Annotated in this window: 27 protein-coding genes, 1 pseudogene and 1 other annotated feature; of the genes and pseudogenes, 25 read left to right on the plus strand and 3 right to left on the minus strand. The window is 41.7% G+C overall.

From position 1 onward, the window contains the following. The first annotated feature begins 8 nt into the window (after positions 1-8). The 6 genes from N8O80_RS03010 (at position 9) to N8O80_RS03035 (ending at position 4,789) form a co-directional block, all read left to right on the plus strand. Positions 9-554, plus strand: a complete 546-nt coding sequence (locus N8O80_RS03010; protein WP_033688949.1) for an NUDIX hydrolase — start codon at positions 9-11, stop codon at positions 552-554. An 11-nt stretch (positions 555-565) separates the two neighbouring features. Continuing rightward, positions 566-877, plus strand: a complete 312-nt coding sequence (macP, locus tag N8O80_RS03015) for a cell wall synthase accessory phosphoprotein MacP (RefSeq protein ID WP_000517861.1) — start codon at positions 566-568, stop codon at positions 875-877. Positions 878-893: 16 nt separating this feature from the next. Continuing rightward, positions 894-1,583, plus strand: coding sequence for a 5'-methylthioadenosine/adenosylhomocysteine nucleosidase (locus N8O80_RS03020; protein ID WP_261026863.1), 690 nt, complete (start codon positions 894-896; stop codon positions 1,581-1,583). A gap of 99 nt (positions 1,584-1,682) precedes the next feature. Beyond that, a complete protein-coding gene (gene rocS / locus N8O80_RS03025; protein WP_000021242.1) occupies positions 1,683-2,174 on the plus strand; it encodes a chromosome segregation protein RocS in 492 nt (163 codons plus the stop codon). Positions 2,175-2,426: 252 nt separating this feature from the next. Next, positions 2,427-3,017: a 3'-5' exonuclease gene (locus N8O80_RS03030; RefSeq protein ID WP_261026865.1), complete on the plus strand. Its 591-nt coding sequence runs from the start codon at positions 2,427-2,429 to the stop codon at positions 3,015-3,017. A gap of 8 nt (positions 3,018-3,025) precedes the next feature. Continuing rightward, the gene (locus N8O80_RS03035; protein ID WP_261026867.1) at positions 3,026-4,789 is read left to right on the plus strand and encodes a glycerophosphodiester phosphodiesterase; all 1,764 of its coding nucleotides are present in this window, start codon (positions 3,026-3,028) and stop codon (positions 4,787-4,789) included. Positions 4,790-4,962: 173 nt separating this feature from the next. On the opposite strand, the gene N8O80_RS03040 is transcribed toward N8O80_RS03035, so the two are convergent. Together N8O80_RS03040 and N8O80_RS03045 are read right to left on the minus strand one after the other, a co-directional pair. After that, a complete protein-coding gene (locus tag N8O80_RS03040) occupies positions 4,963-6,045 on the minus strand; it encodes a DEAD/DEAH box helicase (RefSeq protein ID WP_033681923.1) in 1,083 nt (360 codons plus the stop codon). Further along, positions 6,035-7,018 carry a Gfo/Idh/MocA family protein gene (locus N8O80_RS03045; RefSeq protein ID WP_261026870.1) on the minus strand — a complete coding sequence of 328 codons (984 nt, stop codon included), beginning with the start codon at positions 7,016-7,018 and terminating at the stop codon, positions 6,035-6,037. The genes N8O80_RS03040 and N8O80_RS03045 overlap by 11 nt, the downstream gene beginning before the upstream one ends. 153 nt (positions 7,019-7,171) lie before the next feature. Here N8O80_RS03045 and N8O80_RS03050 point away from each other — a divergent pair, with 153 nt between their 5' ends. The 4 genes from N8O80_RS03050 to rpmA all read left to right on the plus strand — a co-directional run bounded on the left by N8O80_RS03050 (position 7,172) and on the right by rpmA (position 9,031). After that, positions 7,172-7,864: a YoaK family protein gene (locus tag N8O80_RS03050; RefSeq protein ID WP_261022068.1), complete on the plus strand. Its 693-nt coding sequence runs from the start codon at positions 7,172-7,174 to the stop codon at positions 7,862-7,864. A 58-nt stretch (positions 7,865-7,922) separates the two neighbouring features. Then, positions 7,923-8,010: a sequence feature (ribosomal protein L21 leader region), on the plus strand. 36 nt (positions 8,011-8,046) lie between these two features. Next, entirely contained in the window at positions 8,047-8,361 is a 315-nt protein-coding gene (gene rplU / locus N8O80_RS03055; protein WP_000109141.1) for a 50S ribosomal protein L21, read from the plus strand. Between the two features lie 15 nt (positions 8,362-8,376). Further along, positions 8,377-8,721: a ribosomal-processing cysteine protease Prp gene (locus tag N8O80_RS03060; RefSeq protein WP_000613699.1), complete on the plus strand. Its 345-nt coding sequence runs from the start codon at positions 8,377-8,379 to the stop codon at positions 8,719-8,721. A gap of 16 nt (positions 8,722-8,737) precedes the next feature. After that, the gene (rpmA, locus tag N8O80_RS03065; RefSeq protein ID WP_000916509.1) at positions 8,738-9,031 is read left to right on the plus strand and encodes a 50S ribosomal protein L27; all 294 of its coding nucleotides are present in this window, start codon (positions 8,738-8,740) and stop codon (positions 9,029-9,031) included. 166 nt (positions 9,032-9,197) lie between these two features. Here the strand turns inward: rpmA and N8O80_RS03070 are convergent. After that, positions 9,198-9,269 (minus strand): annotated as a pseudogene (locus N8O80_RS03070) (AraC family transcriptional regulator); the annotation flags it as partial. On the opposite strand from N8O80_RS03070, the gene N8O80_RS03075 reads away from it, so the two are divergent. From N8O80_RS03075 to N8O80_RS03145, 15 genes are all read left to right on the plus strand, one after another. Further along, the gene (locus N8O80_RS03075; RefSeq protein WP_001025694.1) at positions 9,262-10,170 is read left to right on the plus strand and encodes a LysR family transcriptional regulator; all 909 of its coding nucleotides are present in this window, start codon (positions 9,262-9,264) and stop codon (positions 10,168-10,170) included. The pseudogene N8O80_RS03070 and the gene N8O80_RS03075 sit on opposite strands and share 8 nt — an antisense overlap. Continuing rightward, positions 10,167-10,628 (plus strand): signal peptidase II, encoded by a 462-nt coding sequence (lspA, locus tag N8O80_RS03080; RefSeq protein WP_261026872.1) that lies wholly within the window; start codon positions 10,167-10,169, stop codon positions 10,626-10,628. The genes N8O80_RS03075 and lspA overlap by 4 nt, the downstream gene beginning before the upstream one ends. Beyond that, entirely contained in the window at positions 10,618-11,508 is an 891-nt protein-coding gene (locus N8O80_RS03085; protein WP_261026874.1) for an RluA family pseudouridine synthase, read from the plus strand. Before lspA ends, N8O80_RS03085 begins: the two co-directional genes overlap by 11 nt. A 109-nt stretch (positions 11,509-11,617) precedes the next feature. Further along, positions 11,618-12,727 (plus strand): glutamate 5-kinase, encoded by a 1,110-nt coding sequence (proB, locus tag N8O80_RS03090; RefSeq protein WP_261026875.1) that lies wholly within the window; start codon positions 11,618-11,620, stop codon positions 12,725-12,727. 9 nt (positions 12,728-12,736) lie between these two features. Further along, positions 12,737-13,999: a glutamate-5-semialdehyde dehydrogenase gene (locus N8O80_RS03095; protein ID WP_261026876.1), complete on the plus strand. Its 1,263-nt coding sequence runs from the start codon at positions 12,737-12,739 to the stop codon at positions 13,997-13,999. 3 nt (positions 14,000-14,002) lie between these two features. Then, complete coding sequence (proC, locus tag N8O80_RS03100; protein WP_004261379.1) at positions 14,003-14,800, plus strand: pyrroline-5-carboxylate reductase; 798 nt, start codon at positions 14,003-14,005, stop codon at positions 14,798-14,800. A 113-nt stretch (positions 14,801-14,913) separates the two neighbouring features. Further along, positions 14,914-15,552, plus strand: a complete 639-nt coding sequence (gene tmk / locus N8O80_RS03105; protein WP_120770092.1) for a dTMP kinase — start codon at positions 14,914-14,916, stop codon at positions 15,550-15,552. Further along, the gene (locus N8O80_RS03110) at positions 15,549-16,439 is read left to right on the plus strand and encodes a DNA polymerase III subunit delta' (RefSeq protein WP_261026877.1); all 891 of its coding nucleotides are present in this window, start codon (positions 15,549-15,551) and stop codon (positions 16,437-16,439) included. The genes tmk and N8O80_RS03110 overlap by 4 nt, the downstream gene beginning before the upstream one ends. 39 nt (positions 16,440-16,478) lie before the next feature. Further along, positions 16,479-16,796 carry a DNA replication initiation control protein YabA gene (gene yabA, locus N8O80_RS03115; protein WP_000358227.1) on the plus strand — a complete coding sequence of 106 codons (318 nt, stop codon included), beginning with the start codon at positions 16,479-16,481 and terminating at the stop codon, positions 16,794-16,796. A 2-nt stretch (positions 16,797-16,798) separates the two neighbouring features. Then, on the plus strand, positions 16,799-17,677 hold the full coding sequence (gene rsmI, locus N8O80_RS03120) for a 16S rRNA (cytidine(1402)-2'-O)-methyltransferase (protein WP_261026881.1): 879 nt from the start codon (positions 16,799-16,801) through the stop codon (positions 17,675-17,677). Positions 17,678-17,962: 285 nt separating this feature from the next. Beyond that, positions 17,963-19,297 (plus strand): methylenetetrahydrofolate--tRNA-(uracil(54)-C(5))-methyltransferase (FADH(2)-oxidizing) TrmFO, encoded by a 1,335-nt coding sequence (gene trmFO / locus N8O80_RS03125; RefSeq protein ID WP_000083709.1) that lies wholly within the window; start codon positions 17,963-17,965, stop codon positions 19,295-19,297. A gap of 83 nt (positions 19,298-19,380) precedes the next feature. Next, complete coding sequence (gene pyrH / locus N8O80_RS03130) at positions 19,381-20,118, plus strand: UMP kinase (RefSeq protein ID WP_000002996.1); 738 nt, start codon at positions 19,381-19,383, stop codon at positions 20,116-20,118. An 8-nt stretch (positions 20,119-20,126) separates the two neighbouring features. Beyond that, positions 20,127-20,684, plus strand: a complete 558-nt coding sequence (gene frr, locus N8O80_RS03135; RefSeq protein ID WP_001262225.1) for a ribosome recycling factor — start codon at positions 20,127-20,129, stop codon at positions 20,682-20,684. Between the two features lie 59 nt (positions 20,685-20,743). Continuing rightward, the gene (gene cvfB, locus N8O80_RS03140) at positions 20,744-21,598 is read left to right on the plus strand and encodes an RNA-binding virulence regulatory protein CvfB (protein WP_001095435.1); all 855 of its coding nucleotides are present in this window, start codon (positions 20,744-20,746) and stop codon (positions 21,596-21,598) included. An 8-nt stretch (positions 21,599-21,606) separates the two neighbouring features. Continuing rightward, the gene (locus N8O80_RS03145; RefSeq protein WP_001232084.1) at positions 21,607-21,822 is read left to right on the plus strand and encodes a YozE family protein; all 216 of its coding nucleotides are present in this window, start codon (positions 21,607-21,609) and stop codon (positions 21,820-21,822) included. The last annotated feature ends 24 nt before the right edge of the window (positions 21,823-21,846 follow it).

Below are 21,846 nucleotides of genomic sequence, written 5' to 3' on the forward strand. Positions count from 1 at the left end.
AGCCTATCATGGAATTTGAAGAAAAAACGCTTAGTCGAAAAGAAATCTATCAAGGACCAATTTTTAAACTGGTTCAAGACCAGGTTGAATTACCAGAAGGTAAGGGAACTGCCCAACGTGATTTGATTTTCCACAATGGAGCTGTCTGCGTTTTAGCCGTAACCGATGAGCAAAAACTCATCTTGGTCAAGCAGTACCGTAAAGCTATCGAGGCAGTCTCTTACGAAATTCCAGCCGGAAAGTTGGAAGTAGGAGAAAATACAGACCCTGTTGCAGCAGCCCTTCGTGAATTAGAGGAAGAAACAGCCTATACAGGGAAATTAGAACTTTTGTATGACTTTTATTCAGCCATTGGCTTTTGTAATGAAAAATTAAAACTATACCTAGCAAGCGATTTGACGAAAGTGGAAAATCCGCGTCCGCAGGATGAAGATGAGACCTTGGAAGTTCTTGAAGTGAGCTTAGAAGAAGCCAAGGAATTGATCCAATCAGGTCATATCTGCGATGCCAAGACAATTATGGCTGTTCAGTATTGGGAATTGCAAAAAAAATAGAGGAGGTCAGTATGGGTAAACCTTTATTAACGGATGAAATGATTGAAAGAGCTAATAGAGGCGAAAAGATTTCAGGTCCTCCTTTGCTAGATGATGAGGAGACAAAAATTTTACCAACCTCTTCTTCCCGTTTTGGTTATGCCAATCCTAAGGATCATGGTTTTAGCCAGGAAACCTTGAAGATTCAGGTCGAACCGTCTATTCATAAAAGCCGTCGCATTGAAAATACCAAGAGAAATGTCTTCAATTCTAAGTTGAATAAAATCTTATTCGCAGTCATCTTTCTCTTGATTTTGCTTGTCTTAGCAATGAAACTTTTGTAATAGAAAAGGAATAGAAATGAAAATAGGAATTATTGCGGCTATGCCAGAAGAACTGGCTTATCTGGTCCAGCATTTAGACAATGCCCAGGAGCAAGTTGTTTTAGGCAATACCTATCATACAGGAACCATTGCCTCGCATGAAGTCGTTCTTGTAGAGAGTGGAATTGGTAAGGTCATGTCTGCTATGAGTGTGGCGATTTTAGCTGATCATTTCCAGGTGGACGCTTTGATTAACACAGGATCTGCTGGGGCAGTGGCAGAAGGTATTGCTGTTGGTGATGTTGTGATTGCTGACAAATTAGCCTATCATGATGTGGATGTCACAGCTTTTGGTTATGCTTATGGACAAATGGCGCAACAACCGCTTTATTTCGAATCAGATAAAACCTTTGTTGCTAAAATCCAAGAGAGTTTATCTCAATTGGATCAGAACTGGCATCTTGGTTTGATTGCTACAGGAGATAGTTTTGTTGCAGGAAATGATAAGATAGAAGCGATTAAGTCTCATTTCCCAGAAGTTTTGGCTGTTGAGATGGAGGGGGCAGCGATTGCTCAGGCAGCGCATGCCCTTAATCTTCCAGTCTTAGTCATCCGAGCTATGAGTGACAATGCCAACCATGAAGCAAACATCTCTTTTGATGAGTTTATTATTGAAGCTGGACGTCGCTCTGCTCAAGTCTTAGTCGCTCTGCTCAAGTCTTATTAGCCTTTTTAAAGGCTTTAGATTAAGCGGAAATTTGACAGTTTTTCTAGCTTATGATAAGATTTAAGTAAAGAAAAGCTAGAAAACGTTTCAGAGGATATTATGAGTATTGAAATGACCGTCAGTGAGATTGCAGAGGTCTTAGGATTATCTCGCCAAGCAATCAATAACCGTGTCAAAGAATTACCAGAAGAAGACACAGATAAAAATGACAAAGGGGTAACAGTAGTTACCAGAAGTGGCTTGATTAAGCTAGAAGAAATCTATAAAAAAACGATTTTTGAAGATGAGCCTGTCAGTGAAGATGTCAAGCAACGTGAGCTGATGGAGATTCTGGTTGATGAGAAGAATGCAGAAATTCTTCGTCTTTATGAACAATTAAAAGCAAAGGATCGTCAGTTATCAGAAAAAGACGAGCAGATGCGTATCAAAGACCGTCAGATTGCTGAGAAAGACAAACAACTCGATCAGCAGCAACAATTGACCCTTCAAGCCATGAAGGATCAAGAAAATCTTAAGCTAGAGCTGGACCAAGCAAAAGAAGAAGTCCAATCAACTAAGAAAGGCTTTTTTGCTCGTTTATTTGGAGGATAATCAAGGAGCTGTTTAGGTTAAATGCTAACCTGATGGCTTCTTTTATTTCTAAATAGTATAGTTGCTCAAGTAATACTCAATGAAAATCAAAGAGCAAACTAGGAAAGTAGCCGCAGGCTGCTCAAAACACTGTTTTGAGGTTGTGGATAGAACTGACGAAGTCAGTAACATATACCTACGGCAAGGCGACGTTGACGTGGTTTGAATTTGATTTTCGAAGAGTATAAAATAACAGTATAGGAGAGGTAGAAAATGGAACGATTAGAAGATTACATTGCTTTTGACTTAGAATTTAATCAGCATGAAGGGCAAACACACTTGATTCAAGTATCGGCAGTGCATTTTAGTGATGGTCAGGAAATAGATGCCTATGATTCTTATGTTCATACCAGTGTACCTCTAAAAAGTTTTATCAATGGTTTGACTGGGATTACAGCCGAGACCTTAAAGGATGCTCCACCAGTGGAGAAAGTTATAAAAGAATTCCAAGATTTTGTGGGTGCTTTGCCGATGGTTGGATACAATGCTGCTAAAAGTGATTTGCCTATTCTAGCAGAGCATGGTTTAGACTACAGCGAGCAGTATAAGGTAGATCTGTATGATGAAGCTTTTGAACGTCGGAGTTCAGATTTACATGGTATTGCCAATCTTAAATTGCAATCTGTTGCTTCGTTTCTTGGATTCAAAGGTCAGTCTCATAATAGCTTAGAGGATGCTCGAATGACGGCGCGTGTTTACGAGTCCTTCCTAGAGTCGGATCAAGCTAGAGAATTGTTAGGGACAGAAAGTAGCCTATCAAACAATCCTTTTGGAGGCTTGGACTTGTCTCAATTATTTGACTAGGAGTGCCTATGAAACCTGAAAAACCTAAAAATCTAGGTTTTAAGCAGATATACTTTAATCTAGATAAAATACTCTTTCTTTTTTTCTTGATTTTCATGATGATTGAGTTTGTCTGGTTACCATCAAATTCTTGGATTGCTGGACTTTTGCTTCGTCAGACAGGCTATCTATTTCTTTCCTACAATAATATTTTTGAAATAATAACGGGCTCACCCTTTGTTAGTCTTGCTTTATTTGTTCTTGTAATTGTTAATTTATTGGTCGCCTATTACCAGATAGGACTTCTCTTCATCGGAGCTCGACACCTCCTCTATCATGAAAAGAGAACCCTGCTGGAGTATAGTCGCAAGGTCTTTCGACAAAGTTTCTTGTTTATGAAGCAAGTCACGCTTGCTAAGATAGCCTTTATCTTCTTTTATGTCATGATGCTTTTTCCGTTGATTCGAAAGATTTTAAAGATTTACTATCTCAATAAAATTGTCATTCCGGACTTTATCGTTGATTATGTGGAAGACAAGTATTGGCTGGTAGGTATAGTGGTCACTATTCTGGCTTTACTTCTATTTTACATTTCAGTGCGTTTTATGTTTGCCCTACCTCAGCTTTTATTTGAAAAGAAAACAGTCAAAGAAGCTGTCAGATACAGTTTAGAGAAGACAAGAAAGCACTCCTGGTTTTATACTTGGAACTTGCTTTGGATTATCGTCAAAACCTACCTATTTTTCATTCTTCTGTTGATTCCAATATTAGCAAGTCAGGCACTGATGGATGGTCTGACCCATAAGGAATCTCTTGTACTGGGAATTATCAACTTTGTCTTGATTAAGAATTTCCACTACATAGCCTTGACTTACTTTCTCATTAAGTTTGTTTCCTTCCTAACAGGAGAAGAACTTGAAATCACACCAAGGAGAAAGAAAGACCACTGGATGAGATGGGGAGTGATGGGCTGTGCTTGTATCTTTTTCGCTCTTGAGGGTTATGTTTATTTGGAAGCTCCAGTTGCTAATAAACCTTTGATTATCTCTCACAGGGGAGTATCTAATAAGAATGGTGTGCAAAATACCGTCCAATCTTTAGAAAAGACGGCTCAACTAAGTCCAGACTTCGTTGAGACAGATGTTCAGGAAACAAAAGATGGCCAGTTTGTCATGATGCATGATGCTAATATCAAGAATCTGACAGGAGTTAATGCCAATCCTCAGGATCTCACTTTGGAAGAATTAACCAAACTTGATATTTCAGAAAATGGCTATCATAGCAAGGTGTCCAGTTTTGATGACTATCTCAATAAAGCCAATGAATTGCATCAAAAACTCCTTATTGAAATTAAAACCAGTCGAAAAGATAGTCCAGATATGATGAAACGCTTTTTGGAAAAATATGGATCGGTTCTTAAGCAGAATGGTCACCAAATGCAATCTTTAGACTACCATGTGATTGATCAGGTGCTAGTCTATGATTCTCAAATTCCAGTCTATTTTATCCTACCTTATAATAGTATTTTTCCAAGAACCAAGGCTACAGGTTATACCATGGAGTATTCAACTTTAGATGAAAATTTTGTCAACAAGCTTTGGAATACCGATCAGAAATTGTACGTGTGGACCATCAATAGTTCAGAGTCCTTTGATAAATCTGTTCAATTGGGAGCTGACGGCATGATAACGGATGATTTGGAAATGATTCAAGATCAAGTTACCATTGCCCAAGAAGACCCAGAGTATACGGAATTACTTTTCAAACAGGCCATGGAATTCTTTAATTTTTAGTAAGCAAAAAGAGGTTGTGACAAAATAGTTTTCAACCACAAAAAAGCAACGGCAAATCCGTTGCTTTTTTGGAGATAAGGGGCTATTGTCCCAAGCTCAGTCTTGAGATAAGGTCCTTAGGAACTCGTATTCTAAGGATCTTATTTTAAATCAGAGGTTGGCGAAGGCCAACATTATTTAATATAGAGTTCTTGGTTTTTCAAAACAATTTCTCGTATACTTGCAAACTTCTTAAGTTTTTTAAGCTCTTCAGGATGGGTTACTAGAGTGATAACATAACCTTCTTTGCCCATGCGACCAGTACGGCCAGCACGGTGAGTGTAGGTTTCGATGTCTCTAGGAACATCAAAGTTTACGACACATTCTAAACTATCGATATCAATCCCACGAGCCAGAAGGTCTGTTGCCAGAAGCAGAGTTAGTTGCTTGTCTTTAAACTTTTCTAAGATGACTTTTCTAAATTTAACATTGACATCACTAGCAAGAGAAACAGCCAAGATATCCCGATACTGTAGTTTTTCTTCTGTGCTTCCAAGGTCTGACAGGCTGTTAAAGAAGACCAGACCGCGGAAATCCTCAACATGAGCCAGTTTTCGTAGCATATCCACTCGGTGACGTTGATCTACCTGCATGTAGAAGTGCTGGATGTTGTCCAATTTTTGGTCAGAAAGATCAATGGTACGTGTGTTAGGTGCAATCTTTTCTTGGTCAAACTTGGTCGTCGCACTCATGTAGACCAGTTGGTGGTCACGCGGTGCGTAGTGAGTGATTTTCTCGACAAAGTGAATCTGAGAATCATCTAGCAATTGGTCGAATTCATCCAGGATGATGGTTTCCACATTCATCATCTTGATTTTTTTCAATTTAATTAGTTCAAAGATACGGCCAGGGGTTCCAATCAGAATTTCTGGTCCTTTTTTTAGGCGTTCAATCTGGCGTTTCTGACTCGAACCTGATAAGAAGAGTTGGGCAGTTAAGCCGATAGCTTCAGCCCACGTTTTACATACATCAAAAATCTGTCCAGCAAGTTCTGTATTTGGTGCTAGAATCAAGAGTTGTTGGGCTTTTTTCTTTTGTAGTCTGAGAAGACTTGGTAGAAGGTAAGCTAGGGTCTTACCAGTTCCTGTTGGGCTCACTCCTAGAAGATTTTCTCCAGCAAGAAGGGGCTCAAATAGTTGAATTTGAATGGGGGTGAATTCTTGGAAACCGAGTTGGTCACTCAGTTCTTGCCATTCAGTCGGTAGTTTAGTTTTCATTTTCTGCCTCAAATCTAATGCCAGCAGTCTGGCGCATGGTATATAGTAGCTCATGAACTGAACTTGCATCTTCCAGCCAAGTTTGGTAGAGATTCAGATCTGGTTGCTGGATCATGTGTGCAAATGCAGAGACTTCCTCAGTCATCGTATGAGGAGCCTGTTGGATAGGGAGCTGGACTTGATTTCCTTGGTGGTCGGTAAAAATAGCCGAGCTGACATGTTCGATGGTGTTGAGCGTCAGGGTTCCATCTGTCGTATAAATCTCGCAAGGAAGATTGGAAGTGATGTTTTTCCCAGCCTTGATATGAACTTGAAAGTCAGGGTAGAAGAGGATTCCATCTCCATTTAGGTCAATGCTATTGTCAAGCTGTTGATCATGGTAAGTCGCGTCATTAGATTTTCCAAAGAGACGAACGGCAATGTAGAGAGGATAAATCCCCAAATCCATAAGAGCTCCACCAGCAAAACGGTCTGAAAAGACATTTGGTGTTTGTCCAGCCAACAAGTCCGGCATCTTGGAAGAATACTTGGCATAGTTGAGATCTGCTCCCAACACATGCTTGTCTGCTAAAAAGTTTTTGATAGTAGTGAAAGCTTTCTCGTGATAATTACGAGCTGCTTCAAAGATAAAACAGTGATTTTTCTCAGCTGTATGTCTCAAATCTAGCCATTCTTGTGGCTGAGTGACAGCTGGCTTTTCAAGAATGACATGTTTCCCTGCAGACAATGCAGCTTTTGCCTGAGCAAAATGCAAGGAGTTTGGGCTAGCAATATAGACCACATCAAAGGAGCTCTTGAAGAAGTCTGCTACTTGATCAAAGAGTTGGATATCCTGATAGCGAGAAGCAAAGGTTGCCGCAGTTTCTAGTTTTCTAGAATAGACTGCGACCAGCTTGTATTCTCCACTGGAATGGGCTGCTTCTATGAAGTGGTGACTGATAGCCCCTGTTCCGATGACACCTAATTTAAGCATAGTTACTCCTTTTTCGATTTCAAATCCTTCTTTCATTATAACATAGATAAACGAGACTATCCAACAGAGGGTAAAAATTTTCAAATAAGCTACTAGGTCTTTTCCAAAGAAAGTGGTACAATAATGAGATGAGTAAATGAAATGGGAGGGAAAATGAGGTTATTACCTATAAGAAAAATATCACGTCAGTCTAAGAGGCTAGCACTTTTTTTGACTTTTTGTGCAGGTTATGTAGATGCCTATACGTTTATTGTGCGAGGGAATACTCTTGTAGCTGGACAAACTGGGAATGTAGTCTTTTTATCAGTGGGACTCATTCAACACAATGTGTCAGATGCCAGTGCCAAAGTAATGACCTTACTAGCTTTTATGATGGGAGTCTTTTTACTAACGATTTATAAGGAAAAATTGAGAATTGTGAAAAAACCAATTCTGTCACTGATTCCTTTGGCAATCTTATCAATCATTATTGGTTTTGTGCCGCAAACTGTAGATAATATCTATCTAGTGCCGCCCTTAGCTTTCTGTATGGGACTGGTGACAACTGCTTTTGGAGAAGTGTCGGGTATTGCCTATAATAACGCTTTTATGACAGGGAATATCAAACGGACCATGCTGGCTTTTGGAGATTATTTCCGAACCAAGCACACACCTTTTTTGCGTGAAGGATTTATATTTGTTAGCCTGCTTAGTAGTTTTGTCCTTGGCGTTGTCTTTTCAGCCTATTTGACGATTTTCTATCATGAAAAGACCATTCTTGGTGTTCCTATTATGATGAGCATTTTTTACATTAGCATGCTTTTTGCCTCTTGGCAGAAAAAAGTAAAAGAAAAAGCTTCATTTTAGGTGTTATTACTTGTAAGAAAATAGGAGATATGCTATACTTGAAGAGTTGACTATGCACGATCCTGTGCAACCGCACGAACATCGTTGCTTGATTATTCAAGTTTAAGTGGTTCGTCCCACGATGCTAGGCGAGTCTTCACAAAAAATTCGGGGAAACCCATAAAAATCATAGGAGGTGCATAATGAGCACATACGCAATTATCAAAACTGGCGGAAAACAAGTTAAAGTTGAAGTTGGTCAAGCAGTTTACGTTGAAAAATTGAACGTTGAAGCTGGTCAAGAAGTTACTTTTAACGAAGTTGTTCTTGTTGGTGGTGAAAACACTGTTGTCGGAACTCCACTTGTTGCTGGAGCTACTGTAGTTGGAACTGTTGAAAAACAAGGAAAACAAAAGAAAGTTGTTACTTACAAGTACAAACCTAAAAAAGGTAGCCACCGTAAACAAGGTCACCGTCAACCATATACAAAAGTTGTCATCAACGCAATCAACGCTTAATTTTAAGGAGAACACATGATACAAGCAGTCTTTGAGAGAGCCGAAGATGGCGAGCTGAGGAGTGCGGAAATTACTGGACACGCCGAGAGTGGCGAATACGGCTTAGATGTCGTGTGTGCATCGGTTTCTACGCTTGCCATTAACTTTATCAATTCTATTGAGAAATTTGCAGGCTATGAACCAATCCTAGAATTAAACGAAGATGAAGGTGGCTATCTGATGGTTGAAATACCAAAAGATCTTCCTTCACACCAGAGAGAAATGACCCAGTTATTCTTTGAATCATTTTTCTTAGGTATGGCAAACTTATCGGAGAACTCTTCTGAGTTCGTCCAAACCAGAGTTATCACAGAAAACTAACACGGAGGAAAACATTATGTTAAAAATGACTCTTAACAACTTGCAACTTTTCGCCCACAAAAAAGGTGGAGGTTCTACATCAAACGGACGTGATTCACAAGCGAAACGTCTTGGAGCTAAAGCAGCTGATGGACAAACTGTAACAGGTGGATCAATCCTTTACCGTCAACGTGGTACACACATCTACCCAGGTGTAAACGTTGGACGTGGTGGAGACGATACTTTGTTCGCTAAAGTTGAAGGCGTAGTACGCTTTGAACGTAAAGGACGCGATAAAAAACAAGTTTCTGTTTACCCAATCGCTAAATAAAAAGGTCCAGTGAACCTTTTTATCCCGAGCCTTGAAATATAAAGGCGAGGAAGCTAGAAGTAGCATTAAATAAGGCTTTCCGAGATTTCGGAGAGCCTCTTTTTTTGTTTTGGAACCCATGATTTTTTCGTTCTTAGTGTAGATGAATTTTATGAGTGACATTATTTTTCTTCGATGGAAAACTTCTAAAATATGGTATAATGAAAAGATAAAGAAGTTGGGGGTAGAAGATGAACATTCAACAATTACGTTATGTTGTGGCTATTGCGAATAGCGGTACTTTTCGTGAAGCTGCTGAAAAGATGTATGTTAGTCAGCCGAGTTTGTCTATTTCTGTTCGTGATTTGGAAAAAGAGTTGGGCTTTAAGATTTTCCGTCGGACCAGCTCAGGGACTTTCTTGACTCGTCGTGGTATGGAATTTTATGAAAAAGCTCAAGAATTGGTTAAAGGATTTGATATTTTTCAAAATCAGTATGCCAATCCTGAAGAAGAAAAAGATGAATTTTCCATTGCTAGTCAGCACTATGACTTCTTGCCACCAACTATTACGGCCTTTTCAGAGCGCTATCCTGACTATAAGAATTTCCGTATTTTTGAATCAACTACTGTTCAAATCTTAGACGAAGTAGCGCAAGGACATAGTGAAATTGGGATTATCTACCTCAACAATCAAAATAAAAAGGGGATTATGCAACGGGTTGAAAAGCTAGGTCTGGAGGTTATTGAGTTGATTCCCTTCCATACCCACATTTATCTTCGTGAAGGGCATCCTTTGGCTCAGAAAGAGGAATTGGTTATGGAGGATTTAGCTGATTTACCAACGGTTCGTTTTACTCAAGAGAAAGACGAGTACCTTTATTATTCAGAGAATTTTGTTGATACCAGTGCGAGCTCACAGATGTTCAATGTGACAGACCGTGCTACCTTGAATGGTATTTTGGAGCGGACGGACGCCTATGCGACAGGTTCTGGATTTTTAGATAGTGATAGTGTTAATGGTATCACAGTTATTCGTCTCAAGGATAACCTAGATAATCGCATGGTTTATGTTAAACGTGAAGAAGTGGAGCTGAGTCAAGCTGGGACTCTCTTTGTAGAAGTCATGCAAGAATATTTTAATCAGAAGAGGAAATCATGAAAAAAAGAGGAATAGTGGCAGTCATTGTACTGCTTTTGATTGGGCTTGATCAGTTGGTAAAATCCTACATCGTCCAGCAAATTCCATTGGGTGAAGTACGATCTTGGATTCCCAATTTCGTTAGCTTGACCTACCTGCAAAATCGAGGGGCAGCCTTTTCTATCTTACAAGATCAGCAGTTGTTATTCGCTGTCATTACTCTGGTTGTCGTGATTGGTGCCATTTGGTATCTACATAAACACATGGAGGACTCATTCTGGATGGTCTTGGGTTTGACCTTGATTATTGCAGGTGGTCTTGGAAACTTCATTGACAGGTTCAGTCAGGGCTTTGTTGTGGATATGTTTCATGTGGACTTTATCAATTTTGCAATTTTCAATGTGGCAGATAGCTATCTGACTGTTGGAGTGATTATTTTATTGATTGCAATGCTAAAAGAGGAAATAAATGGAAATTAAAATTGAAACTGGTGGCCTGCGTTTAGATAAAGCTTTGTCGGATTTGACAGAATTATCACGCAGTCTCGCGAATGAACAAATCAAATCAGGCCAGGTCTTGGTCAATGGCCAAGTCAAGAAAGCTAAATACACTGTCCAAGAGGGCGATATCGTCACTTACCATGTGCCAGAACCAGAGGTTTTAGAGTATGTGCCTGAGAATCTTCCGCTAGATATCATCTACCAAGATGAGGATGTGGCCGTCGTTAACAAGCCTCAAGGAATGGTTGTGCATCCGAGTGCTGGTCATACTAGTGGAACTCTGGTAAATGCCCTTATGTACCATATTAAGGATTTATCGGGTATCAATGGGGTTCTGCGTCCAGGAATTGTTCATCGTATTGATAAGGATACGTCAGGCCTTCTCATGATTGCTAAAAACGATGAGGCGCATCTAGCACTTGCTCAAGAACTGAAGGATAAAAAGTCTCTCCGCAAATATTGGGCGATTGTTCATGGAAATCTGCCTAATGATCGTGGTGTCATTGAAGCTCCGATTGGCCGTAGTGAAAAAGACCGTAAGAAACAGGCTGTGACTGCTAAAGGGAAACCTGCAGTGACCCGTTTCCACGTTTTGGAACGCTTTGGTGATTATAGCTTAGTGGAGCTGCAGCTGGAAACAGGTCGCACCCATCAAATCCGTGTTCACATGTCTTATATTGGTCATCCAGTCGCTGGTGATGAAGTCTATGGTCCTCGCAAGACTTTGAAAGGGCATGGACAATTTCTTCATGCCAAGACGCTAGGATTTACCCATCCGAGAACAGGTGAGACTTTGGAATTTACAGCAGATATTCCAGAGCTTTTTAAGAAAACCTTGGAGAGATTGAGAAAGAATTAGACGTGATAAAAGGTTGAGATGACTTGTCTCGACCTTTTTCCTATCAACTCTTTTCTATTTCCTGCCATTCATGTTATAATGGATAAATATGAAGAATCGGAGTGAGACTATGAAATTCAAACGGATTGTCTTTAAGGTGGGGACTTCTTCTCTGACGAATGAGGATGGAAGTTTATCACGTAGTAAAGTAAAAGCTATTACCCAACAGTTGGCTATGCTGCACGAGGCTGGTCATGAATTGATTTTGGTGTCGTCAGGTGCCATTGCGGCTGGTTTTGGGGCCTTAGGATTTAAAAAGCGTCCGACTAAGATTGCTGATAAACAGGCTTCAGCAGCGGTAGGGCAAGGCCTTTTGTTGGAAGAATACACGACCAATCTTCTCTTGCGCCAAATCGTTTCTGCACAAATCTTGCTGACCCAGGATGACTTTGTGGATAAGCGCCGTTATAAAAATGCTCATCAGGCTTTGTCGGTTTTACTCAACCGTGGCGCGATTCCTATCATCAATGAGAATGACAGTGTCGTCATTGATGAGCTCAAGGTTGGGGACAATGACACTCTAAGTGCCCAGGTAGCGGCCATGGTCCAAGCAGACCTTTTGGTTCTCTTGACAGATGTGGACGGTCTCTATACTGGAAATCCTAATTCATATCCAAGAGCCAAACGCTTGGAGAAAATCGATACTATCAATCGTGAGATTATTGATATGGCCGGTGGAGCAGGTTCGTCTAATGGTACAGGTGGCATGTTAACCAAAATCAAAGCTGCAACTATCGCGACGGAATCAGGAGTTCCTGTTTATATCTGCTCATCCTTGAAGTCAGATGCCATGATTGAAGCAGCTGAGGAGACCAAGGATGGTTCCTACTTTGTTGCGCAAGAGAAGGGACTTCGTACCCAGAAACAATGGCTGGCCTTTTATGCTCAGAGTCAAGGTTCTATTTGGGTTGATAAAGGGGCTGCAGAAGCTCTCTCTCAACATGGCAAGAGTCTTCTCTTATCTGGTATTGTTGAAGCAGAAGGCGCCTTTTCTTATGGTGATATCGTGACAGTATTTGACAAGGAAAGTGGAAAATCACTTGGAAAAGGGCGTGTGCAATTTGGTGCATCTGCTTTGGAGGATATGTTGCGTTCTCAAAAAGCCAAGGGTGTCTTGATTCACCGTGATGACTGGATTTCCATTACTCCTGAAATCCAACTACTCTTTACAGAATTTTAGAGGTAAACTATGGTAAGTACACAAGAACAATTTGAACAGGTACAGGCTGTTAAAAAATCAATTAACACAGCCAGTGAAGTCGTGAAAAACCAAGCTCTGCTAGCCATGGCTGATCACTTAGTGGCTGCTACTGAGGAAATTTTAGCGGCCAATGCCCTCGATATGGAAGCGGCTAAGGGTAAAATCTCAGATGTGATGCTGGATCGTCTTTATTTGGATGCAGGTCGTATAGAAGCGATGGCAACTGGGATTCGTGAAGTGGTTGCTTTACCAGATCCAATCGGTGAAGTTTTAGAAACCAATCATCTTGAAAATGGCTTAGTGATCACCAAAAAACGTGTGGCTATGGGCGTTATCGGTATTATCTATGAAAGTCGTCCAAATGTGACGTCTGACGCGGCTGCTCTGGCTCTCAAGAGTGGGAATGCGGTTGTTCTTCGTAGTGGTAAGGATGCCTACCAAACAGCTCATGCTATTGTCACAGCCTTGAAGAAGGGCTTGGAGACAACGACTATTCACCCAGATGTGATTCAACTAGTGGAAGATACTAGCCGAGAAAGTAGCTATGCTATGATGAAGGCCAAGAGCTATCTAGACCTTCTTATTCCTCGTGGAGGAGCTGGCTTGATCAATGCAGTGGTTGAGAATGCTATCGTACCTGTTATCGAGACAGGAACTGGGATTGTTCATGTTTATGTCGATAAGGACGCAGATGAAGATAAAGCTTTATCTATTATCAACAATGCTAAAACCAGTCGTCCTTCTGTATGCAATGCCATGGAGGTTCTAATTGTTCATGAGGACAAGGCAGCAAGCTTCTTTCCTTGCTTGGAGAAGGTACTGGTTGAAGATCGAAAAGAAGCTGGGTTGGAGCCAATTCAATTCCGCTTGGATAGCAAAGCAAGCCAGTTTGTTTCAGGTAAAGTAGCTGAAGCAAAAGACTTTGACACCGAGTTTTTAGACTATGTTCTAGCTGTTAAGGTTGTGAGCAGTTTAGAAGAAGCGATTGCCCATATTGAAGCCCACAGTACCCATCATTCGGATGCCATTGTGACTGAAAATGCTGAAGCTGCAGCTTACTTTACAGATCAAGTGGACTCTGCAGCGGTGTATGTTAATGCCTCAACTCGTTTCACAGATGGTGGCCAATTTGGTCTTGGTTGTGAAATGGGGATTTCTACTCAGAAATTGCACGCGCGTGGTCCCATGGGCTTGAAAGAGTTGACCAGCTACAAGTATGTGATCACTGGTGATGGACAGATAAGGGAGTAAGAGATGAAGATTGGATTTATCGGTTTGGGGAATATGGGTGCTAGCTTGGCCAAGTCTGTTTTGCAGGCCAAGACGTGTGATGACATTCTTCTTGCCAATCGTAGTCAAGCCAAGGTGGATGCTTTCATCGCCAACTTTGGTGGTCAGGCTTCCAGCAATGACGAAATCTTTGCAGAAGCAGATGTGATTTTTCTAGGAGTGAAGCCTGCTCAGTTTTCTGAACTGCTTTCTCAATACCAGACCATCCTTGAAAAAAGAGAAAGTCTTCTTTTGATTTCCATGGCAGCTGGATTGACTTTAGAAAAACTAGTAAGTCTTATCCCAAGTCAACACCGAATTATTCGTATGATGCCAAATACCCCTGCTTCTATCGGACAAGGAGTGATTAGTTATGCCTTGTCTTCTAATTGCAGGGCTGAGGACAGTGAGCTCTTTTGTCAGCTTTTAACTAAGGCTGGTCTCTTGGTTGAACTGGGAGAAGGATTAATCGACGCAGCGACAGGTCTTGCAGGTTGTGGACCGGCCTTTGTCTATCTCTTTATCGAAGCCTTGGCAGATGCAGGTGTTCAGACAGGATTACCACGAGAAACAGCATTGAAAATGGCAGCTCAAACAGTTGTCGGCGCTGGACGATTGGTCCTAGAAAGCCAAGAGCATCCTGGAGTCTTGAAAGACCAAGTTTGTAGCCCAGGAGGTTCGACTATCGCTGGTGTAGCAAGCTTAGAAGCGCATGCTTTTCGAGGAACAGTCATGGATGCAGTTCATCAATCCTACAAACGAACACAAGAATTAGGTAAATAAGAGGTAGTTTTATCTGCCTCTTTTATGGTGGTTGAAATGAGAAGACAAAAAGATTGTCACAAACCCCTATTTTTTTGATAGAATAGAAGTAGTAAAAAAGAAATGAGTTAGACATGTCAAAAGGATTTTTAGTCTCTCTTGAGGGACCAGAGGGGGCAGGAAAGACCAGTGTTTTAGAGGCTCTGCTACCAATTTTAGAGGAAAAAGGGGTAGAGGTGCTGACGACCCGTGAACCAGGCGGAGTCTTGATTGGGGAGAAGATTCGGGAAGTAATTTTGGACCCAAGTCATACTCAGATGGATGCGAAGACAGAACTTCTTCTCTATATCGCCAGTCGCAGACAGCACTTGGTGGAAAAAGTTCTTCCAGCACTTGAAGCTGGCAAGTTGGTCATTATGGACCGCTTCATCGATAGTTCTCTTGCCTATCAGGGATTTGGTCGTGGCTTGGATATTGACGCCATTGACTGGCTCAATCAGTTTGCGACAGACGGCCTTAAACCCGATTTGACACTCTATTTTGATATCGAGGTGGAAGAGGGACTGGCTCGCATTGCTGCTAATAGCAATCGTGAGGTCAATCGTTTGGACTTGGAAGGATTGGACTTGCATAAAAAAGTCCGTCAAGGTTACCTTTCTCTTCTGGACAAAGAAGGAAGTCGTATTGTCAAGATTGATGCTAGTTTTCCTTTGGAGCAAGTTGTGGAAACTACCAAGTCTGTCTTGTTTGATAGAATGGGATTGGCTAAATGAAACAAGATCAACTAAAGGCCTGGCAGCCAGATCAGTTTGACCGTTTTGTCCGTATCCTAGAACAAGACCAGCTCAATCACGCCTATCTTTTTTCAGGTTTCTTTGGAAGTTTGGAAATGGCGCAATTTTTGGCTAAGAGCCTCTTTTGTACAGATAAAGTAGGTGTTTTACCATGTGAGAAATGCCGAAATTGTAAGCTGATTGAGCAGGGAGAATTTCCCGATGTCACTTTGATTAAGCCAGTAAATCAGGTCATCAAGACAGAACGCATTCGAGAATTGGTGGGTCAGTTTTCCCAAGCAGGGATTGAAAGCCAGCAACAGGTCTTTATTATCGAGCAGGCGGAAAAAATGCATCCTAACGCAGCTAATTCTCTGCTCAAGGTCATCGAAGAACCCCAGAGTGAAGTTTACATTTTCTTCTTGACCAGTGATGAGGAGAAGATTTTACCTACAATCCGAAGTCGGACGCAAATTTTTCACTTTAAAAAACAAGAAGAGAAGCTCATCTTGCTCTTAGAACAAATGGGACTGGTTAAGAAAAAAGCGACTCTCCTAGCTCAGTTTAGTCAATCGCGAGCTGAAGGAGAAAAGTTGGCTAATCAGGCAAGTTTTTGGACCTTGGTTGATGAAAGTGAACGCCTGCTGACTTGGTTAGTAGCTAAGAAAAAAGAAAGTTATCTGCAAGTTGCCAAACTAGCCAGCTTGGCAGATGACAAGGAAAAACAAGATCAGGTTTTACGGATTCTTGAAGTTCTATGTGGACAAGATATCCTACAAGCAAGAGTAAGAGTGATTCTACAAGATTTGTTAGAAGCTAGAAAAATGTGGCAAGCTAATGTCAGCTTTCAAAATGCCATGGAATATCTGGTCTTGAAAGAAATATAAACTCAAAAATGAACGATAATGAAAGGAAAGGGCTGTTTTATGGACAAAAAAGAATTATTTGACGCGCTGGATGATTTTTCCCAACAGTTATTGGTAACCTTGGCCGATGTGGAAGCCATCAAGAAAAATCTCAAGAGCCTGGTAGAGGAAAATACAGCTCTTCGTTTGGAAAATAGTAAGTTGCGTGAACGCTTGGGTGAGGTGGAAGCAGATGCTCCTGTCAAGGCCAAGCATGTTCGTGAAAGTGTCCGTCGGATTTATAAAGACGGATTTCACGTATGTAATGATTTTTATGGACAACGTCGAGAGCAGGACGAGGAATGTATGTTCTGTGACGAGTTGTTATACAGGGAGTAGGCATGCAGATTCAAAAAAGTTTTAAGGGGCAGTCTCCCTATGGCAAGCTGTACCTAGTGGCAACGCCGATTGGTAATCTAGATGATATGACCTTTCGAGCAATCCAGACCTTGAAAGAGGTGGACTGGATTGCTGCTGAGGACACGCGCAATACAGGGCTTTTGCTCAAGCATTTTGACATTTCCACCAAGCAGATTAGTTTTCATGAGCACAATGCCAAGGAAAAGATTCCTGATTTGATAGGTTTCCTGAAGGTAGGACAAAGTATTGCTCAGGTTTCTGATGCGGGTCTGCCTAGTATTTCAGACCCTGGTCATGATTTGGTCAAGGCAGCTATTGAGGAAGAAATTGCAGTTGTCACCGTTCCAGGTGCCTCTGCAGGAATTTCTGCCTTGATTGCCAGTGGTTTAGCGCCACAGCCACATATCTTTTACGGCTTTTTACCCAGAAAATCAGGCCAGCAGAAGCAATTTTTCGACTTGAAAAAAGACTATCCTGAAACACAAATTTTCTATGAATCGCCCCATCGTGTGGCAGATACTTTGGAAAATATGTTAGAAGTCTACGGTGACCGCTCGGTCGTCTTGGTTAGAGAATTGACTAAAATCTATGAAGAATACCAACGAGGAAAGATCTCTGAATTGCTGGAAAGTATCTCTGAAACGCCACTTAAGGGAGAATGCCTCCTCATCGTTGAAGGTGCCAGCCAGGATGTGGAGGAAAAAGACGAGGAGGACTTGTTCTTAGAAATCCAAGTCCGCATCCAGCAAGGCATGAAGAAAAATCAAGCTATCAAGGAAGTCGCTAAGATTTACCAGTGGAATAAGAGCCAGCTTTACGCAGCCTACCACGACTGGGAAGAAAATCAAGAAAATGACTAAACAGGGAAGTTTGCCTTCTTCCCTTTTTTTGTTATACTAGTAGAAGAAAAAATTAGAAAGATTTGTGGGAGTGAAAAAGTCCGGGGGACTTTTTCAGCCTGAGCCAGGAAATTCGAAAGCGAAGTAAGTCCTGTGGACTTTTTCAGCCTGAGCCAAGAAATTCGAAAGCGAAGTAAGTCCTGTGGACTTTTTCAGCCTGAGCCAGGAAATTCGAAAGCGAGGAAAGTTCGGTTGACTTTTTCAATGTGAATCTTGTTTTCACACTCCCAAAGAGGTATTAGTGTCGTGTCTCAATCTTATATCAATGTTATCGGTGCTGGTTTGGCAGGTTCTGAAGCAGCCTACCAAATCGCAGAACGTGGTATTCCAGTTAAACTCTATGAAATGCGCGGTGTCAAGTCGACACCTCAGCACAAAACAGACAATTTTGCTGAATTGGTTTGTTCCAATTCCTTGCGTGGGGATGCTTTGACAAATGCTGTTGGGCTTCTCAAGGAAGAAATGCGTCGCTTGGGTTCTGTTATCTTGGAATCTGCTGAGGCTACACGTGTTCCTGCAGGTGGTGCGCTTGCGGTGGACCGTGATGGTTTCTCACAGATGGTGACTGAAAAAGTGGCCAACCACCCCTTGATTGAAGTGGTTCGTGATGAAATTACAGAATTGCCGACGGATGTTATTACGGTTGTCGCTACTGGTCCTTTGACCAGCGATGCTCTGGCTGAAAAGATTCATGCCCTTAATGATGGCGATGGTTTCTATTTCTACGACGCGGCAGCGCCTATTATCGACGTCAACACCATCGATATGAGCAAGGTCTACCTCAAATCACGTTATGATAAGGGAGAAGCTGCCTACCTCAATGCTCCCATGACGAAGCAAGAATTTATGGATTTCCATGAAGCTTTGGTCAATGCAGAAGAAGCACCGCTTAATTCTTTCGAGAAAGAAAAGTATTTTGAAGGTTGTATGCCAATCGAAGTCATGGCAAAACGAGGCATTAAAACCATGCTTTATGGCCCTATGAAACCAGTCGGTTTGGAGTATCCAGACGACTACACAGGACCTCGTGATGGAGAATTCAAAACACCTTATGCGGTTGTCCAGCTTCGCCAGGACAATGCGGCTGGGAGCCTCTACAATATCGTTGGTTTCCAGACCCACCTCAAATGGGGAGAACAAAAGCGTGTCTTCCAAATGATTCCAGGCCTTGAAAATGCAGAGTTTGTACGTTATGGAGTTATGCACCGCAATTCTTACATGGATTCACCAAATCTTCTTGAGCAGACCTATCGTTCTAAGAAGCAGCCCAACCTCTTCTTTGCTGGTCAGATGACGGGTGTGGAAGGTTATGTTGAGTCAGCGGCTTCAGGCTTGGTTGCAGGAATTAACGCAGCTCGTCTTTTCAAGGGAGAAAGCGAGGCTATTTTCCCAGAAACAACAGCGATTGGAAGTCTGGCTCATTATATCACCCATGCCGACAGCAAACATTTCCAACCAATGAATGTCAATTTCGGTATTATCAAGGAGTTGGAAGGCGAACGTATCCGTGATAAGAAGGCTCGTTATGAAAAAATTGCTGAGCGTGCTCTTTCTGACTTAGAGGAATTTTTAACAGTCTAATTTTTTTGAAAGAATTGCTCATCATACTATAAAAATCTTAGAAATTGTGATAAAATAGGTAGGATAAAAAAAGGAGAGTGAAAATGGCGAATCCCAAGTATAAACGTATTTTAATCAAGTTATCAGGTGAAGCCCTTGCCGGTGAACGTGGCGTAGGGATTGATATCCAAACAGTTCAAACAATCGCAAAAGAGATTCAAGAAGTTCATAGCTTAGGTATCGAAATTGCCCTTGTTATTGGTGGAGGAAATCTTTGGCGTGGAGAACCTGCAGCAGAAGCAGGTATGGATCGCGTTCAGGCAGATTACACAGGAATGCTTGGGACTGTTATGAATGCTCTTGTGATGGCAGATTCATTGCAACAAGTTGGTGTCGATACGCGTGTACAAACAGCTATTGCCATGCAACAAGTGGCAGAGCCTTATGTCCGTGGACGTGCCCTTCGTCACCTTGAAAAAGGCCGTATCGTTATCTTTGGTGCTGGAATTGGTTCACCTTACTTCTCAACAGATACAACAGCAGCCCTTCGTGCAGCTGAAATCGAAGCAGATGCCATTCTTATGGCTAAAAATGGTGTCGACGGTGTTTACAATGCTGATCCTAAGAAGGACAAGACAGCTGTTAAATTTGAAGAATTGACTCACCGTGATGTTATCAATAAAGGTCTTCGTATCATGGACTCAACAGCTTCAACCCTCTCAATGGACAATGATATTGACTTGGTTGTCTTTAACATGAACCAACCTGGTAATATCAAACGTGTCGTATTTGGTGAAAATATCGGAACAACAGTTTCAAATAATATCGAAGAAAAGGAATAAGAAAGATTATGGCTAACGCAATTATTGAAAAAGCTAAAGAGAGAATGACCCAGTCTCACCAATCACTTGCTCGTGAATTTGGTGGTATCCGTGCTGGCCGTGCCAATGCAAGCTTGCTTGACCGTGTACATGTAGAGTACTATGGAGTAGAAACTCCTCTTAACCAAATCGCTTCAATCACCATTCCAGAAGCGCGTGTTTTGTTAGTAACACCATTTGACAAGTCTTCATTGAAAGACATCGAACGTGCCTTGAACGCTTCTGATCTTGGTATTACACCAGCTAATGACGGTTCTGTAATCCGCTTGGTTATCCCTGCTCTCACAGAAGAAACTCGTCGTGACCTTGCTAAAGAAGTGAAGAAGGTCGGAGAAAATGCTAAAGTGGCTGTCCGCAATATCCGTCGTGATGCTATGGACGAAGCTAAGAAACAAGAAAAAGCAAAAGAAATCACTGAAGACGAATTGAAGACCCTTGAAAAAGATATTCAAAAAGTAACAGACGATGCTGTTAAACACATCGACGACATGACTGCCAACAAAGAAAAAGAACTTTTGGAAGTCTAAAAATAAACAGAAAAACTCAGTTGGCATTGCTGGCTGAGTTTTATTCGAAAGAAGGAAATATGAATACAAATCTTGCAAGTTTTATCGTTGGACTGATCATCGATGAAAACGACCGTTTTTACTTTGTGCAAAAGGATGGTCAAACCTATGCTCTTGCTAAGGAAGAGGGTCAACATACAGTAGGGGATACGGTTAAAGGTTTTGCCTACACGGATATGAAGCAAAAACTGCGCCTGACAACCATAGAAGTAACTGCCACTCAGGACCAATTTGGTTGGGGAACTGTAACAGAAGTTCGTAAAGATTTGGGTGTCTTTGTGGATACGGGCCTTCCTGACAAGGAAATCGTTGTGTCACTCGATATCCTCCCTGAGCTCAAGGAACTCTGGCCTAAGAAGGGCGACCAACTCTACATCCGTCTTGAGGTGGACAAGAAAGACCGTATCTGGGGCCTCTTGGCTTATCAAGAAGACTTCCAACGTCTGGCTCGTCCTGCTTACAACAACATGCAGAACCAAAACTGGCCAGCCATTGTGTACCGCCTCAAGCTGTCAGGAACTTTTGTCTATCTGCCAGAAAATAATATGCTTGGCTTTATCCATCCTAGCGAGCGCTACGCAGAGCCACGTTTGGGGCAAGTATTAGATGCGCGTGTCATTGGTTTCCGCGAGGTTGACCGTACCTTGAATCTCTCCCTCAAACCACGTTCCTTTGAAATGTTGGAAAATGATGCTCAGATGATTTTGACCTACTTGGAAAGCAATGGTGGTTTCATGACCTTGAATGATAAGTCATCTCCAGACGACATCAAGGCAACCTTTGGTATTTCTAAAGGTCAGTTCAAGAAAGCACTCGGTGGTTTGATGAAGGCTGGTAAAATCAAGCAAGACCAGTTTGGGACAGAGTTGATCTAGGGTGACTTATGAGAAAATCATTTTACACTTGGCTCATGACTGAGCGTAATCCTAAAAGTAACAGTCCCAAGGCTATCTTGGCAGACCTAGCCTTTGAAGAATCAGCCTTTCCAAAACACACAGATGATTTTGATGAGGTCAGTCGCTTTTTGGAGGAGCATGCCAGCTTCTCTTTTAACCTAGGAGACTTTGACGCTATCTGGCAAGAATACTTAGAACACTAGCATGATTCACTGGGTTTGGGCTAG

Origin of the sequence: Streptococcus mitis, assembly GCF_946190155.1 — a bacterium.
GTDB lineage: Bacteria > Bacillota > Bacilli > Lactobacillales > Streptococcaceae > Streptococcus > Streptococcus mitis_CL.

Coding starts and splice junctions, on each gene's coding strand:
- N8O80_RS03010 (WP_033688949.1), top strand. CDS start 9: ATGGAATTTGAAGAAAAAACGCTTAGTCGAAAAGAAATCTATCAAGGA.
- macP (WP_000517861.1), top strand. CDS start 566: ATGGGTAAACCTTTATTAACGGATGAAATGATTGAAAGAGCTAATAGA.
- N8O80_RS03020 (WP_261026863.1), top strand. CDS start 894: ATGAAAATAGGAATTATTGCGGCTATGCCAGAAGAACTGGCTTATCTG.
- rocS (WP_000021242.1), top strand. CDS start 1,683: ATGAGTATTGAAATGACCGTCAGTGAGATTGCAGAGGTCTTAGGATTA.
- N8O80_RS03030 (WP_261026865.1), top strand. CDS start 2,427: ATGGAACGATTAGAAGATTACATTGCTTTTGACTTAGAATTTAATCAG.
- N8O80_RS03035 (WP_261026867.1), top strand. CDS start 3,026: ATGAAACCTGAAAAACCTAAAAATCTAGGTTTTAAGCAGATATACTTT.
- N8O80_RS03040 (WP_033681923.1), bottom strand. CDS start 6,045: ATGAAAACTAAACTACCGACTGAATGGCAAGAACTGAGTGACCAACTC.
- N8O80_RS03045 (WP_261026870.1), bottom strand. CDS start 7,018: ATGCTTAAATTAGGTGTCATCGGAACAGGGGCTATCAGTCACCACTTC.
- N8O80_RS03050 (WP_261022068.1), top strand. CDS start 7,172: ATGAGGTTATTACCTATAAGAAAAATATCACGTCAGTCTAAGAGGCTA.
- rplU (WP_000109141.1), top strand. CDS start 8,047: ATGAGCACATACGCAATTATCAAAACTGGCGGAAAACAAGTTAAAGTT.
- N8O80_RS03060 (WP_000613699.1), top strand. CDS start 8,377: ATGATACAAGCAGTCTTTGAGAGAGCCGAAGATGGCGAGCTGAGGAGT.
- rpmA (WP_000916509.1), top strand. CDS start 8,738: ATGTTAAAAATGACTCTTAACAACTTGCAACTTTTCGCCCACAAAAAA.
- N8O80_RS03075 (WP_001025694.1), top strand. CDS start 9,262: ATGAACATTCAACAATTACGTTATGTTGTGGCTATTGCGAATAGCGGT.
- lspA (WP_261026872.1), top strand. CDS start 10,167: ATGAAAAAAAGAGGAATAGTGGCAGTCATTGTACTGCTTTTGATTGGG.
- N8O80_RS03085 (WP_261026874.1), top strand. CDS start 10,618: ATGGAAATTAAAATTGAAACTGGTGGCCTGCGTTTAGATAAAGCTTTG.
- proB (WP_261026875.1), top strand. CDS start 11,618: ATGAAATTCAAACGGATTGTCTTTAAGGTGGGGACTTCTTCTCTGACG.
- N8O80_RS03095 (WP_261026876.1), top strand. CDS start 12,737: ATGGTAAGTACACAAGAACAATTTGAACAGGTACAGGCTGTTAAAAAA.
- proC (WP_004261379.1), top strand. CDS start 14,003: ATGAAGATTGGATTTATCGGTTTGGGGAATATGGGTGCTAGCTTGGCC.
- tmk (WP_120770092.1), top strand. CDS start 14,914: ATGTCAAAAGGATTTTTAGTCTCTCTTGAGGGACCAGAGGGGGCAGGA.
- N8O80_RS03110 (WP_261026877.1), top strand. CDS start 15,549: ATGAAACAAGATCAACTAAAGGCCTGGCAGCCAGATCAGTTTGACCGT.
- yabA (WP_000358227.1), top strand. CDS start 16,479: ATGGACAAAAAAGAATTATTTGACGCGCTGGATGATTTTTCCCAACAG.
- rsmI (WP_261026881.1), top strand. CDS start 16,799: ATGCAGATTCAAAAAAGTTTTAAGGGGCAGTCTCCCTATGGCAAGCTG.
- pyrH (WP_000002996.1), top strand. CDS start 19,381: ATGGCGAATCCCAAGTATAAACGTATTTTAATCAAGTTATCAGGTGAA.
- frr (WP_001262225.1), top strand. CDS start 20,127: ATGGCTAACGCAATTATTGAAAAAGCTAAAGAGAGAATGACCCAGTCT.
- cvfB (WP_001095435.1), top strand. CDS start 20,744: ATGAATACAAATCTTGCAAGTTTTATCGTTGGACTGATCATCGATGAA.
- N8O80_RS03145 (WP_001232084.1), top strand. CDS start 21,607: ATGAGAAAATCATTTTACACTTGGCTCATGACTGAGCGTAATCCTAAA.